13 protein-coding genes and 7 tRNA genes are annotated in these 13,579 nt (G+C 29.6%); 3 read left to right on the top strand and 17 right to left on the bottom strand.

The features are described from left to right. Nucleotides 1-61 precede the first annotated feature (61 nt). From ACKU4C_RS01095 to ACKU4C_RS01045, 11 genes are all read right to left on the bottom strand, one after another. The gene (locus tag ACKU4C_RS01095) at nt 62-3,175 is read right to left on the bottom strand and encodes a multidrug efflux RND transporter permease subunit (protein ID WP_321313882.1); all 3,114 of its coding nucleotides are present in this window, start codon (nt 3,173-3,175) and stop codon (nt 62-64) included. Nucleotides 3,176-3,184: 9 nt separating this feature from the next. Then, on the bottom strand, nt 3,185-4,315 hold the full coding sequence (locus tag ACKU4C_RS01090) for an efflux RND transporter periplasmic adaptor subunit (protein ID WP_321313880.1): 1,131 nt from the start codon (nt 4,313-4,315) through the stop codon (nt 3,185-3,187). Next, complete coding sequence (locus ACKU4C_RS01085) at nt 4,312-5,547, bottom strand: TolC family protein (RefSeq protein WP_321313878.1); 1,236 nt, start codon at nt 5,545-5,547, stop codon at nt 4,312-4,314. Before ACKU4C_RS01085 ends, ACKU4C_RS01090 begins: the two co-directional genes overlap by 4 nt. A gap of 62 nt (nt 5,548-5,609) precedes the next feature. Further along, on the bottom strand, nt 5,610-6,212 hold the full coding sequence (locus ACKU4C_RS01080; protein WP_321313876.1) for a TetR/AcrR family transcriptional regulator: 603 nt from the start codon (nt 6,210-6,212) through the stop codon (nt 5,610-5,612). A 144-nt stretch (nt 6,213-6,356) separates the two neighbouring features. Next, nucleotides 6,357-6,431 (bottom strand) — tRNA-Gln (locus ACKU4C_RS01075). Nucleotides 6,432-6,453: 22 nt separating this feature from the next. Next, a tRNA-Gly gene (locus ACKU4C_RS01070) sits at nt 6,454-6,530 on the bottom strand. Between the two features lie 89 nt (nt 6,531-6,619). Beyond that, a tRNA-Met gene (locus tag ACKU4C_RS01065) sits at nt 6,620-6,696 on the bottom strand. A gap of 58 nt (nt 6,697-6,754) precedes the next feature. Beyond that, nucleotides 6,755-6,839: transfer RNA gene (locus ACKU4C_RS01060), tRNA-Leu, on the bottom strand. Nucleotides 6,840-6,891: 52 nt separating this feature from the next. Then, a tRNA-Arg gene (locus ACKU4C_RS01055) sits at nt 6,892-6,968 on the bottom strand. Between the two features lie 18 nt (nt 6,969-6,986). Then, a tRNA-His gene (locus ACKU4C_RS01050) sits at nt 6,987-7,063 on the bottom strand. A gap of 8 nt (nt 7,064-7,071) precedes the next feature. Next, nucleotides 7,072-7,149 (bottom strand) — tRNA-Pro (locus tag ACKU4C_RS01045). A gap of 158 nt (nt 7,150-7,307) precedes the next feature. Here ACKU4C_RS01045 and ACKU4C_RS01040 point away from each other — a divergent pair. From ACKU4C_RS01040 to ACKU4C_RS01030, 3 genes are read left to right on the top strand one after another with little or no spacing between them, the layout of a single operon-like run. Then, nucleotides 7,308-8,132 (top strand): AraC family transcriptional regulator, encoded by an 825-nt coding sequence (locus tag ACKU4C_RS01040; protein WP_321313875.1) that lies wholly within the window; start codon nt 7,308-7,310, stop codon nt 8,130-8,132. A 46-nt stretch (nt 8,133-8,178) separates the two neighbouring features. Then, nucleotides 8,179-8,862, top strand: a complete 684-nt coding sequence (locus ACKU4C_RS01035) for an AzlC family ABC transporter permease (protein ID WP_321313873.1) — start codon at nt 8,179-8,181, stop codon at nt 8,860-8,862. Next, nucleotides 8,855-9,160, top strand: a complete 306-nt coding sequence (locus tag ACKU4C_RS01030; RefSeq protein WP_321313872.1) for an AzlD domain-containing protein — start codon at nt 8,855-8,857, stop codon at nt 9,158-9,160. The genes ACKU4C_RS01035 and ACKU4C_RS01030 overlap by 8 nt, the downstream gene beginning before the upstream one ends. Before the next feature lie 14 nt (nt 9,161-9,174). Here ACKU4C_RS01030 and ACKU4C_RS01025 read toward each other — a convergent pair whose 3' ends face one another. Genes ACKU4C_RS01025 through ACKU4C_RS01000 form a run of 6 tightly spaced genes read right to left on the bottom strand, consistent with a single transcriptional unit; the run spans nt 9,175 to nt 13,578 of the window. Then, nucleotides 9,175-9,954 carry a thiazole synthase gene (locus tag ACKU4C_RS01025; RefSeq protein ID WP_321313870.1) on the bottom strand — a complete coding sequence of 260 codons (780 nt, stop codon included), beginning with the start codon at nt 9,952-9,954 and terminating at the stop codon, nt 9,175-9,177. Between the two features lie 41 nt (nt 9,955-9,995). Next, nucleotides 9,996-10,304 carry a divalent-cation tolerance protein CutA gene (cutA, locus tag ACKU4C_RS01020; protein ID WP_321313868.1) on the bottom strand — a complete coding sequence of 103 codons (309 nt, stop codon included), beginning with the start codon at nt 10,302-10,304 and terminating at the stop codon, nt 9,996-9,998. After that, the gene (locus ACKU4C_RS01015) at nt 10,301-11,686 is read right to left on the bottom strand and encodes an NAD(P)H-hydrate dehydratase (protein ID WP_321313866.1); all 1,386 of its coding nucleotides are present in this window, start codon (nt 11,684-11,686) and stop codon (nt 10,301-10,303) included. Before ACKU4C_RS01015 ends, cutA begins: the two co-directional genes overlap by 4 nt. A 9-nt stretch (nt 11,687-11,695) precedes the next feature. Further along, on the bottom strand, nt 11,696-12,022 hold the full coding sequence (locus tag ACKU4C_RS01010) for a translation initiation factor SUI1 (RefSeq protein ID WP_321313864.1): 327 nt from the start codon (nt 12,020-12,022) through the stop codon (nt 11,696-11,698). Continuing rightward, nucleotides 12,022-13,020, bottom strand: a complete 999-nt coding sequence (tsaD, locus tag ACKU4C_RS01005) for a tRNA (adenosine(37)-N6)-threonylcarbamoyltransferase complex transferase subunit TsaD (RefSeq protein ID WP_321313862.1) — start codon at nt 13,018-13,020, stop codon at nt 12,022-12,024. Before tsaD ends, ACKU4C_RS01010 begins: the two co-directional genes overlap by 1 nt. Further along, nucleotides 13,021-13,578 carry an alpha/beta hydrolase gene (locus tag ACKU4C_RS01000; RefSeq protein WP_321313861.1) on the bottom strand — a complete coding sequence of 186 codons (558 nt, stop codon included), beginning with the start codon at nt 13,576-13,578 and terminating at the stop codon, nt 13,021-13,023. Between the last annotated feature and the right edge of the window lies 1 nt (nt 13,579).

Raw genomic sequence — 13,579 nt, 5'->3', positions numbered from 1 at the left:
GTTTTAGATTTTTTTAGAGAGATTAAGGGGTTTAGAACAACCCCTTAAATTTTTTGTTTATCTATTTTTTTCTTGAAAATTTTTGTTTTATTCTAACTACTCCATAGAAAAATAATGGAATAAATAGTACACCAATAGCAACAGCAGCTAACATACCACCAACAACTGTTGTACCAATAATATGTCTACTTGCACTTCCTGCACCTGAACTTAAGGCAAGAGGTAATGTACCAACAATAAATGCTAAAGAGGTCATTACAATTGGTCTAAACCTTAATCTAGCAGCCTCAATAGTAGCATCAAATAAGCTTAATCCTGAACTCAATTTATCCATTGCAAACTCAACAATCAAAATTGCATTTTTTGCAGATAAACCAACAAGAGTAATAAGTCCTACTTGGAAATATATATCTGCTTCTAACCCTCTTAAATACACGGCTAAAGCTGCACCAAAGATTGAGAATGGAATTGAAATAATTACAGCCATTGGAATACTCCAACTCTCATATAATGCTGCAAGAATCAAGAATACAAATAAAGCAGCATATAAAGATGTGTAATCACCTTCTTTTTCAAGTTTCTTCTCTTGGAATGTAGTACCTGACCAAGCTATAGTATACCCTTCAGGTAGTACTGAACTTGCAATCTCTTCAATAGCGTTAGTTGCATCACTTGAAGCAAATCCTGCAGCTGGATTACCTGTTATTTTTGAAGCATTAAACATATTAAATCTTTCGATAATACTAGCACTTACTTCTCTTTTTAAAGTAACTAATTCACTAATTGGAACTAAATTATCATTACTTGATCTTACATAAATATTTTTAAAATCATCTCTATTTTCTCTATATTTAGATTCTGATTGTATATTTACATGGAATGTTCTACTATATAGGTTAAAGTCATTAATATAACCTTTCCCAAATGTTTGTTGAATCACATTAAATATAGATTGTACATCTACATTCATAGATTTTGCTTTTTCTCTATCAACAGTTAACATATATTGAGGAACATTCGTATTTAAAGTTGTTCTTACTGATGTTAATCTAGGATCAGCAGATGCTTTTGAAACAATCTCATCAGTATATTTACCTAAATCACTTATATCACCACCTGTTCTATCTTGAATCCACATCTCAAAACCACCTGTTGTACTCATCCCCATAATTGGAGGAGGATTTACAGGGATAACAAAGGCCTCTTTACTAGTCATCATAAATTGTCCCATTAATTGCCCTGCAATTGCTTGAGAGTTTTGATTTGGTAGAGGTCTTTCATCCCAAGGTCTAAGCATAGCAAACATTAATGCTGCATCTGTTTTATAAGCAAACGATGAAATATCTAAACCAGTAATTGCCCCCGTAGAAATTATATCTGGATGTGATAATAATTGCTTTTCAATTCTATTTGTAATTTTTTTAGATTCACCTAAAGAAGTAGATGGCATCATATTTACAATTACAAGTAATACCCCTTTATCTTCTGTTGGAACTAATCCAGAAGGTGTACTTTTCATAATAGAATATGTTGCACCCATTAATATTGCAAATAATGCTAATGAAAAGAACCATAATCTAATAGTTTGTTTTGTAATACCAATAAAAACTGTAGTTGACCAATCAAAAAAATCATTAAATTTTCTAATTAACCAAATTGGTTCTGGCTCATGTTTTCTTAAAAAGATTGCACAAAGAGCAGGAGTTAAAGTAAGAGCAACTAAACCAGAGATTACAACTGCCATTACAATAGTAATAGCAAACTGTTTATACATAACTCCACTAAATCCCCCTGTAAGTGCAGCAGGAATAAATACTGCTGATAATACAAGAATAATAGCTACAAGTGGAGTTGTTAACTCTTTCATTGCTTCAATAGTTGCTTCTTTTACATTTAAAGCTTTTGTTCTTAAATTTCTTTCTACATTTTCAATTACAATAATAGCATCATCAACAACCAATCCAATAGCTAGAATCATACCAAATAAAGTAAGTAAGTTTATAGAAAAGCCTGCGGCATAAAGACCTGCAAAAGTACCAATAACCGAAACAGGAATAGCCAATACAGGAATAATTGTTGCTCTAAAGTTACCTAAGAATAGATAAATTAAAATCACAACGAAAACAATTGCTTCAAGCAATGTTTTCACAACTTCTTTAATCGATTCATCAACAAAAAGTGTTGCATCATAAGGAACTCTATACTCTAAATCTTCAGGGAACTTATGAGAAATCTCTTTTAGTTTTTCATCAAGTGCAGCAGAAACTTCAAGTGCATTTGCACCTGGTGCTAAGAAAATACCAACGGGAATCATTGGTTCTTCATTATAATTTGCAGATGTATTATGAGAATCTGCACCTAATTCAATTCTAGCAATATCTTTTAATCTTAAAGTTGAACCATCGGGATTTGATCGTACTATAATGTTTTCAAACTCTTTTACATTTTTTAATCTACCTTCAGTTGAGATAGAGTAAGTAAATGCTTGAATATTTTTAATTGGTTCAGCACCAACTGAACCTGTAGAGTATTGATTATTTTGACTATTAATAAGCTCTCTTACTTCTTCAGGAGTCAAATTATAAAATGCAAGTTTTTCTGGATCAATCCAAACTCTAATTGAGTAGTCTTTAGCACCAAAAACTGTTGCATCACCAATACCTTTAATTCTTTTTATATCATCAATAACATTTACTGTTAAATAGTTTGAAATATATGTTGTATCATGCACTTGACCTTTTGATCTAAAAGCCAATACTTTAAGCATATCAGGAGATCTTTCTCTTACAGATATACCTTGTCTTTGAACCTCTTCGGGTAATTTATTAAGAGCCAATTGTACTCTGTTATTTACATCAACCTTTGCTTGTGCAACATCAGTACCTACATTAAAAATAATACTTAAAGATAATACCCCACTCGGAGATGCTGTTGAAGACATATATGTCATATTATCAACACCATTTATGGCATTTTCTAATGTTGTTGCTACAGTTGAAGAGAGTGTCTGAGCATTTGCCCCAGGATATGTAGCTGTTACATTAATCTGAGGAGGAGTTACTGCAGGGTACTCTTTTACAGGTAAAATATTTATGGAAATTAACCCTGCTAATATAATTAAAATAGACAAAACTGTTGCGAAGATTGGTCTATTTATAAAAAAACGTGAAAACATCTATTTTCCTTACTTGTTAATTATTTTGTCAACAGCTACAGGTTTACCAGGTTTAACTCTAAAGAAGTTGTTAACAATAACTTTATCACCGCTTTGAAGTGGTCCACCAATAACAATATATTTATCACCACTTTCATTTCCAATAATAACTGGTTTTACTGCTGCTACACCTTTGTTTTCAACAAAAACAACTGTTCCTAATGGATTTTGTAATAACGCCTTTTGAGGAATTGTAATTACATTTTTTTGAACAATTCCATTTAAAGTTACCCTTGCAAAATTTCCAGCCATCAATTGATTGTTTTCATTATCAATTAAAGCCCTCATCTTCACTGTAGAAGTATCTTTATCAATATTTACATCTATAAAATCCACATAACCTTTTGCTGATATAGGTTTATCATTTACATTTAATGTTACGTTAATTTTTCCATCACTAGGGATTGTCCATAAACCTGTTTTAATATTTTTATAATCACTTAATGGCATTGAAAAATCAACATACACTTTTTCATTTTGTGTAATTGTTACTAATTCCATTGGAGGATTTGCTGTTACCAAATTTCCTACGTCAACTTTTTTAATACCTGCAATACCTGAAATAGGAGCTTTTACTTTTGTATAATCTAAATCAATTTGCGCTTGTTTTAATTCAGCTTTTGCCAATGCAAGTGAAGCTAACGCTTCTTCATAAGTAGATAAAGAATTATCTCTTTGTTCAGTTGTTACAGCTTTACTTTTATAAAGTTTTTTAATTCTATTCCAACTTCTTGTTGCATTATCAAGTGTAGCTTGATTCATTTTTACTGATGCAAGAGCAGCATCTACTTTTGCTTTATATAAATCATCTTCAATTTTAAATAAAGAATCACCTTTATTTACTTTTTTACCCTCTTCAAATCTTAACTCTTCTAATACTCCAAGAACTCTTGAATAAACTACAGCACTCTTTAAAGCTTTTATTTGTGCTGGATATTTTAAATCAATTTTTAAATCTTGTGCTTCAGGTACAATATATGCATCAGCTTTTGGTGCTGGCATTTGTTTTCCAGCTGGAGCACCTTCCGCAGCTAAAAGACTTGATGAAATTGTAGTTAATGCTAATGCTGAAACTACTAATAAACCTTTAATTCTTCTCATTTTACAAACTCCTCTAATTTTTCACCACTATAGTAAATTATATTTGCTTTTTTAATTTCTAAATCATAAAGTGCAACTTTTAATGCACTTTCGGCATCATACTTTTCACTTAAAGCTTCAAGATATGATACATTATCTACTATACCATTTTCGTATTTTGCTTTTATTGAATCATATGCACTATTTGCTGCTTTTAATCCAGCTTTTGCTGACTTAACTTTTAATTTTCCAATCTCATAAGATTTATTTGCTAATTTTAAATCAACTGAAGCTTTGTTTTTTTCATATTCATATTGAGATTTTAAAGCTAAATATTGTTTATATGCTGCTTGGTATTCTCTACTTGTTGCCCCAAAATCAAATATTTTCCATGATAGGTTTACAGATGCAATATTTTGACTATAATCATCACTATTACTACTATAAGTATTTGTATTGTAATTTAAATCGTTTCTTGCATATGTATCATTTATAGTTACAGTTGGTAATGTACCACTTTTTTTAGCTTTTGCATCTGCTAATAAAGCTTCTAATTTATACTCTAATGCTTTTAAATCTGCTCTTAATTGAGTTTTATCAGAATTGTATTCATCTACAGAAGAACCTTTTTCAATTGATACTGATTTACCTACAACATATTCCAAATTATGTATAATAGTTTGAATATTTAATTCTATTTCATGTAATTCAACTCTAGCTGTTTCAATTCTTGAAATGATTTTTTGAACTTCATCTTCAGTTGTAGTACCAGCATCTAAAAATCTTTTCAATCTTGTATACTGTGCTTCTAACTGTTCGATCTCTTTCAATTTAGCCTCTTTTTGTGCCCCTAAAGATAAATAAGTAAAATAGTAATCTGTTACTTGTAAAGCAATCTCATTTTCTTGATTAACTAAACTGTTTTTACCTTGTTCAATTGATGCTTCATATGAATCATAAGTATTATATTTTTTACCGCCATCATAAATTACATAATCTACACTTCCTTGAATTGTATTTCTGCTATGAGGTACGCCACTTGTTTCTTTATTTGTTCTTTGATAATTTGCACCTACGCTAAATTGTGGCAAATATGAATTTTGAACACTTTTATAAGAATCTTTTGTACTCTCTATACTAATTCTTGAAGAGTCAATCATCTTATTATTTTTAGTTAATTCTATTAACTGTGTTAAACTCTCGCCAAACAATGCAAAAGGCACAATTAAAAGAATAGCTATACTTTTTTTCATTTTAAATCCTTATTATCTATTTTATAATCTTATTTTTTATTATATTAAATATTATACACTATTTAATTACATTTATTAATTTCTATTAAATCAAAGATTGTATCAACATAATTATCTATCTCTTTTTTTGAGTTTGTTTTAACTTTACAGGTTAATTGAGAAATAAATACTCCTGTACCTAATAAAAAAAGCCCATTTACAAGCTTTCGGGCTTCAGGCTTTAACTCTTTTTTCTCTATCCCTTCATCAAAAATAGATTTAAACCATAAATAGTATTCTTCATTGTGTCTAGTGTGATAATCAATAATATCTTTAGTTGGTTCAGACAAAGAGATTGATAAAAATTCTTTATATAAATTTCTTAACTCATCATCCTCTTCTTCATAAAAAATTTCTAAAAAAATCTTTACCTTTTCACGAGATGATTTTACACTATTGAGTTTTTCCTCTTTTAATATGTTGTGTTTAAGTATTGATAAATTTATTATTTCAAAAACTAAATCATTTTTATTAGTGAAGTAATCATAGAAACTACCTTTGCTAATCCCTGCAAACTTTGCTAGTTTTGATATAGAGATTTTATTTATCCCCTCTTCAATCAAGATTTGCTTACAAGAGAGTGCTATATCTTTTCTTTTTTGTATTTTATCTACTATAATTGCCAATAAAAATCCTAATTTTAAAATGAACGACCGTCGGTCATTTATTTTGAAATAATACTAAAATATTATTAACAGTAGCTTAATATAAAAAATTATTTCTAACTTATTAAAGTAGTTTGATATAAGAATATTGTATAAATAAAAAAGTGGATGGGGTAGCAGGACTCGAACCTGCGAATAACGATACCAAAAACCGTTGCCTTACCACTTGGCGATACCCCATTATGATTAAAAATTATTTTAGTGGAGCGGGAAACGAGACTCGAACTCGCGACAATCTGCTTGGAAGGCAGAGGCTCTAGCCAACTGAGCTATTCCCGCATATATTAGTATAAACTAATTTGAGATGGAAATTATAAGCAATCTTTTCTTATATTTTCCTAAATATTTGTAAAAAGTGATGTCTTTTTTGGTTGCGGAAGCTGGATTTGAACCAACGACCTTCGGGTTATGAGCCCGACGAGCTACCGAACTGCTCTATTCCGCGTTAAAATAATCTATATGGATTTATAAAATTTTAAAAGAAACCACATTTATAATATAAGTGGTGCGGATGAGAGGACTCGAACCTCCACACCGTGAGGCACCAGATCCTAAGTCTGGCGTGTCTACCAATTTCACCACATCCGCACAAAAAAAGTCAAAAAAAAAGATTCAGTTGAAAACAACCAAAATCTTAAAGTGGCACGCCTGAAAGGATTCGAACCTTTGACCGCACGCTTAGAAGGCGTGTGCTCTATCCAGCTGAGCTACAGACGCAATTATACAATTTGAAAATGGGGTGGATAATGGGATTCGAACCCACGGCCCTCGGAACCACAACCCGATGCTCTAACCAGCTGAGCTATACCCACCATACGAATGGTCGGGGCGAGAGGATTCGAACCTCCGGCCCCCTGGTCCCAAACCAGGTGCGCTAACCAGACTGCGCTACGCCCCGAAACATCTACTTATTCTTTCAAAAAGTGGACGGAATTATACTACATTTTTTTTTATTTGTCAAGAGGTTTTATTCAAAAGTTAGATTTTTTTCTAAATTTATGATTTATAGCAATCTAGTACAATACATTTTTTTTATTTATTGCTATAATTAATTTTATGAATACTATAACAAATCTAATTCATAATGTAAAGTTCAAACCAACAGAAAAAAATGATATTTTTTTATATGAAGGGGACTATAATAATTTTTGTTTTGAAAAGCATGTTCATGAAGAATATACAATCTCCCTTATAGAAAGGGGAGAAATGGGTGCTTTTCTAAGAGGTTTTAACCATAAATTTAATAAATCTTCTATTATAACAATAAATCCCGATGAGATTCATTCTTGTGGTGTTCTTTCACAAGAAGGATACAAACACCACTCTTTATATATTTCCCAAAATACAATGCAAGAACTATTAAAAGATAATTTCAATACTCAATTGTCGCCTTTTAAGAATTTTGAATTTACTAATAAACTAATATACAATAGATTATTTTTATTAATGAAATATAAAGAAAACTTTTTTAATAAACTATCTTGGGAGTGTGAATTGATTGATACAATCAATTTTATTATAAAAATAAATACAACACTATATAATGAAAATGAACTACCTTCACATAATCTATTAATTAAATATGCAAAAGAGTTTATTAAAGATAATTATAATCAAAATTTTTCATTAGATGACTTTTCAAAAGAGTTTAATATTTCAAAATTTCATTTTTTAAGATTATTCAAAAAACACACTTCTGTATCTCCGCATACATACCAAATGATAAGAAAAGTTGAAAAAGCAAAACAGTTTTTAAGAAATGGAGAAGATATAAGTGAAGTTGCTTATTTATGTGGATTTACAGATCAAAGTCATTTAAATAAGAAATTTAAACAATTAACTGGACTTACTCCTGGTATATATAAAAGTTTTTTTACTTAGCAACCTTGTACTATACATATATTTACTATTTGTATAAAATTCTCAAATGAAAAAAACTAGTTTTAAAAATGGATTTATTTCAAATTTACCAATAAGTTTAAGTGTTTTTAGTTATGGTGTTGTATTAGGCATTATTTGTAATTCTACTAATATTGAATATATTCAACTACTTATTATGAATATATTTATATTTGCAGGTTCTTCCCAATTCGTAATTGTAGATATGCTATCAAATTCATTTAGTATTACAGCAATAATTGGAACTGCTATACTTATAAATATGAGATATTTTTTAATAGCAACAACATTAGACACTCTTTTTATAAATAGTTCCCTAAAAGAGAAATTGTTTATAATGCATTTTGTGACAGATGAATCTTGGGCTATTACAATGAAAAATTTAAAAGAAAAAGGAGTAACTATATATTTTCTTTTAGGTGGAGGCTTTTGCATTTTCATATCTTGGCTTTTAGGTACATCAAGTGGATACTTTTTTGCACAGTTTATTATTGAACCTAAAAAATATGGTCTTGATTTTGCATTTTTTGGAATGTTTCTTGCAATTTTAACTGCTATGTACAAATCAAAGGACGATTTTTTTATATACTTAATTACGGCTATAATTGCTGTAATTTCTAGTTATTTATTAGATAATACAATATATATTTTAATATCTGCACTTTTGGGTTCTATAATCTCAGTTTTATTAAAAAAGGAACATAATGGATAATATGCAAGTGTTTTTTATTATTTTTATTGTTGCCATAGGAACTTATTTTCTTAGAATATCAGGTCTTCTTTTATCAAATAATTTAAAAAAGTATAAATACATAGATTCTATTTTAGAAACTATACCTAAAACTTTACTTATAGCTCTTATAATACCACCTATTATAAAAGAGGGGACGTTTGGGATTATTGCAAGTTTATTTGTTATTATAGCAATGATTAAAACAAAAAATATTTTTATATCAATGAGCATAGGAGTTTTTATAATATATTTAAGTAGAAACAATCTCCTTTTTTAAAAGGAGATTACTTATTAAAATTGGATTAATCCGTCTACAGGTGAAGATGCAGTTGCATAAGGTTTTTTAGGAATTCTTCCTGCTTTATAACCTATTCTTCCTGCTTTAACAGCATATTTCATAGCTTGTGCCATAGCTATTGGATCAGCAGCTTGTGCAATTGCTGTATTAGTCAATACAGCTTCTGCACCTAACTCCATAGCGATTGCTGCATCACTAGCACACCCTACTCCTGCATCTACAATAACTGGAACAGAAACAGCATCTTTTATAAATGCTACATTATATCTATTTTGAATACCAAGTCCAGAACCAATAGGTGCAGCTAATGGCATAATAGCATCAGCACCTGCATCTTCTAATCTTTTTGCAATAATTGGATCATCATTAGTATATGCCATAATAGTAAAACCGTCTTTTTTTAATATTTCACAAGCTTTAATTGTTTCTATTACATCTGGATAAAGTGTTTTTTGTGCATCACCTATCACTTCTAGCTTAATTAAATCAATCCCGGTAGCTTCTCGCATAAGTCTAAACGTTGTAATTGCTTCTTCTGATGTAAAACACCCTGCACTATTTGGTAGTAGTTTTACATTTGTATCTTTAAAATAATCTAATAAATTCTCTTCATCTGGATTTGTAATATTAACTCTTCTAATTGCAACTGTAATAAGCTCTGATTCAGAAGCAAGTGTTGCTTCTCTTGTAGTTTGAAAATCTTTATATTTACCAGAACCAACTATTAGTCTACTATTAAACTCATATTTCCCTATTTTTAGAATATCACTCATTTATATTTCCCTTTCCTAATATTTTTATTAAAGCCACTTTTTTAGCAACTTTTACTTATAAATTTTTTATAATCTTTGCTTATATTATTGACATCTATAGCGATAATTTCAGGCACATCATAGCTATGTAATTCTTTAATTATGCTTTCAATTTTTTCAAAATTCTTTTTTTTAGTTTTTATAGTTAAAAGCACTTCATTATCGTTACAAAATTCACCTTCCCATTTATAAAATGACTCAATATTTGATAGCTGTAAACAAGCTGCAAGTCTCTTTTCTAGTAAAACTTTTGCAAGTTTTTTTGCTTGATTTTTATCTGAACAAGTTGTTTGTATAATTATAGCTTTCATAGTTTTTTTACCTCTTCAACTAAATCAGATGGTATAAGAGAGTAGTTATTTTTTTTATAATTAGATGCAGCCATAGCATGAGCTAAACTGGCATTTATTGCTGCATCTAAGGGTTTGTAGCCTTGAGCTAACAAAGAGCCAACTAAGCCACTTAAAACATCTCCACTACCACCTTTACTTAATACAGCAGAGCCTAGATTATTTACATATATAAACTGATTTTGACAGATTAATACATTTGCACCTTTTAAAAGAACAACCACCTTAGGATATTTTGTGCAAAAATCTTTTATATATTTGAATCTGTCTTTTTGTAAATCTTTTACATCAATATTAGCTATGTCGCATATTTTTAATAGAGCACAAAACTCTTTAGGATGAGGAGTTAAAACCACCTCTTTATCAAGTACTACTTTTATAATCTCTTCATAAAATAAATCTGCGTCTATTATAATTGGTAGATTGGTTTTTAAAATCTCTTCAATCTCTTTCTCTTCATATATCCCTAAGCCCATTCCTAAAGCTATTGCTGTACAGTTTGAACTTAATTTATGAGTTTGCATTATATGATAAGGTAAATCGACACATTCATGGCAAATAACACTTACTAATCCTGCACCAAAGCCAAAAGCTGCTTTTGCTGCAATTACAGCTGCACCTTTTTTAGTTCCTGCAACTACATTCAAATGTCCAAAAGTACCTTTATGAGAATCTTTTTTATCTCTTAAAGGAAGTTTTAAATCCTCTTTATCAAGTAAGTAGATATTTGTATCATTTTCATAAACTTCTCTTTGAATTCCTAAATTAGCTACTAAAATATCCCCAATATAATCTTTTGCCATATCTGAATATAAAGAGACTTTTAAAGCTCCCATAGTAATTGTAGTATCTGCATAAAAAGCTGTAGTAGTTACTTCACCTTTGAAATCGATTCCTGTTGGTATATCACAAGCTATTTTATATGAATTATAAGTATTTAGTTTTTCTATTAAATTTTGAGTATTTGTATCTAAGTCTCTTGTTAAACCACTTCCAAATAAACAATCAACTATCACATCAGTTTCTATTAATTCTTCAACAAATTTAACACCTAAAAGTTTTGCTCTTTTATATTGTAGTTGTGCCATTTGTGATTTTAATTCAAAAGGTAGATATAGTTTTACATTAAATTTTTTATATAACAATCTTCCCAATGCTATTCCATCTGCACCGTTGTTTCCCATACCACAAACAATTAAGATAGAAGAGTTTTGCTCAAACCTATTTTCAATGAAATCTAAAATTGAAGAAGCTGCATGCTCCATAAGTATATCTTCTGTTAAAGCAAACTCTTCATAACACCTTTTATCTAAACTTCCAACTTCATAATAAAGATTTTGCATAATAGTTCCTTACCTTTTAAACTTCCAGTCTTTTTCTTCTAATATAGTTTTGATTTTATCTTTAACATCACCTTGTATCTCAATCCATTCTTCTTTGATTGAACCACCGCAAGCGAGCCTTTTTTTTAAAAGTTTTAAAACCTCTTTTTTTTCTTTCTCATCAATATAAAATCTTCCAACTAAAGTAACTGGTTTTCCTTTTCTTTTTTCAAAAGTAAAAACCAATTGATGTTGATTTTTAGGAATTATCTCATTTGTGGATTTTTTAAATTTTTTATCATTTTTACTTGTATCAAAATTATCACCCTCTAATTTTGCACCCATCTCAAAAATCATTAAAACTCCTTTATCCTAGTTTGTACATCAATCTTTTCAATAGTTGTAAAATCTTTTATTTTGTATTGTTCAAGGGCAACCCTTCCAATCATTGCAGCATTATCAGAACAATATTTTAATTCACTTAAATAAAGTTTGCATCTTTTTTGTTGACATAACTCTTCAATAGCTCCTCTTAATCTTATATTTGCACTAGCTCCACCAACTATTGCAAAGTTTTTAGGAACTTTTGATTTAAAAAGCTTTTTAAGCTTTTGCATAATATGGGCAACTGCAGTTTTTTCAAAAGATGCACATATATCACATATATCTTGTTCTTCTAAAGAATTTTCATTTTCAAGTTTTTCAATCTGCATTCTAACAGCATTTTTAAGACCACTATAACTAAATTCAATATTTGGACTTTGTCTCAAAGGTACTGGAAAATCAAATCTATTTTGATCACCTTTTAAACCTTTTTCTTGAACAATTGGACCACCTGGGTAACCTAGGTTCATCATTTTTGCAACTTTATCAAAACTTTCACCAAAACTATCATCCATAGTTGAAGCAATTAGTTTCATATCTTGTAAAGACTTAGCTTCTATAATCTGAGTATGGCCCCCTGATACTAAAAGAATAGTTATAGGAAATACTTCCTCTTTTTCAATAAAAAGTGAATATATATGACCCTTTAAATGGTTAACAGCTATCAAAGGTAAATTTAAACTGAGGCTTAATGCTTTTGCCATAGTTACACCCTCCATTAAAGTAACAGAAAGTCCAGGGGCATTTGTAACTGCTATCGCTTTTAATTTAGGAAAATACTCTTTAGACTCTTCTAATATTTTAGGAAGTGCTTCAACATGTAATCTTGCAGCTAACTCAGGAACTACTCCACCATAAACACTATGTTGTAACTCTTGAGATATTTTTTTATGAAAAACTAACTTTTTTGTTTCTATATCTGTAATTGCAATTGAACTGTCATCACAACTACTCTCGATACTTAATATCATTTACTGATTTTCCTCACACTCTTCTTCTCTATTTATCCAATCTAAGGCACAATCTAGTTTTCCATATCCTGAAGCTGCATTAATATGCCCTGCTTCTTCTAAAAGCTTCATACCAATATTTAATTTACTTTGTAATCTAATTGCTTCTTCTACATTCATATATGGATCGTTTGTTGATGCAGCCATAATTATTTCATTTGATTTTAAATTTTTTGGGATTGGATAAGGGAAAAACTCTTTTATCTCTTCAATTTCACAATTTATTCTAACAGGAGCGACTAACATTAATTTATCTAGTTGAATATCCATCTCTTCACAAATATGAAACCATAAAATATTTGCTAAAGAATGACATACTACTATTGTAGGTTTAAAATGTTCAATTTCATTTTTAACAAACTCTTTCCACTCTTCTAAACTCGGGTTTTCCCTATTTGGTAAAGAGGGGAAAGATACTATACTATTTTGTTCTATCAAATCTCTTGCTAAATGTGCTTGCCAATGGGGGAAATCACTTCCACCTAAACCATGTAATATTAAAACTCTTTTTTCTCTCATA

Origin of the sequence: Halarcobacter sp., assembly GCF_963676935.1 — a bacterium.
GTDB lineage: Bacteria > Campylobacterota > Campylobacteria > Campylobacterales > Arcobacteraceae > Halarcobacter.
Note: the sequence above shows the minus strand (reverse complement) of the source record. Positions and strands in the feature narration are given on the sequence as shown.

What these genes read in the sequence shown, in the direction of transcription:
- ACKU4C_RS01095 (WP_321313882.1), bottom strand. Translation starts at nt 3,175, where the DNA reads ATGTTTTCACGTTTTTTTATAAATAGACCAATCTTCGCAACAGTTTTG.
- ACKU4C_RS01090 (WP_321313880.1), bottom strand. Translation starts at nt 4,315, where the DNA reads ATGAGAAGAATTAAAGGTTTATTAGTAGTTTCAGCATTAGCATTAACT.
- ACKU4C_RS01085 (WP_321313878.1), bottom strand. Translation starts at nt 5,547, where the DNA reads ATGAAAAAAAGTATAGCTATTCTTTTAATTGTGCCTTTTGCATTGTTT.
- ACKU4C_RS01040 (WP_321313875.1), top strand. Translation starts at nt 7,308, where the DNA reads ATGAATACTATAACAAATCTAATTCATAATGTAAAGTTCAAACCAACA.
- ACKU4C_RS01035 (WP_321313873.1), top strand. Translation starts at nt 8,179, where the DNA reads ATGAAAAAAACTAGTTTTAAAAATGGATTTATTTCAAATTTACCAATA.
- ACKU4C_RS01030 (WP_321313872.1), top strand. Translation starts at nt 8,855, where the DNA reads ATGGATAATATGCAAGTGTTTTTTATTATTTTTATTGTTGCCATAGGA.
- ACKU4C_RS01025 (WP_321313870.1), bottom strand. Translation starts at nt 9,954, where the DNA reads ATGAGTGATATTCTAAAAATAGGGAAATATGAGTTTAATAGTAGACTA.
- cutA (WP_321313868.1), bottom strand. Translation starts at nt 10,304, where the DNA reads ATGAAAGCTATAATTATACAAACAACTTGTTCAGATAAAAATCAAGCA.
- ACKU4C_RS01015 (WP_321313866.1), bottom strand. Translation starts at nt 11,686, where the DNA reads ATGCAAAATCTTTATTATGAAGTTGGAAGTTTAGATAAAAGGTGTTAT.
- ACKU4C_RS01010 (WP_321313864.1), bottom strand. Translation starts at nt 12,022, where the DNA reads ATGATTTTTGAGATGGGTGCAAAATTAGAGGGTGATAATTTTGATACA.
- tsaD (WP_321313862.1), bottom strand. Translation starts at nt 13,020, where the DNA reads ATGATATTAAGTATCGAGAGTAGTTGTGATGACAGTTCAATTGCAATT.
- ACKU4C_RS01000 (WP_321313861.1), bottom strand. Translation starts at nt 13,578, where the DNA reads ATGAGAGAAAAAAGAGTTTTAATATTACATGGTTTAGGTGGAAGTGAT.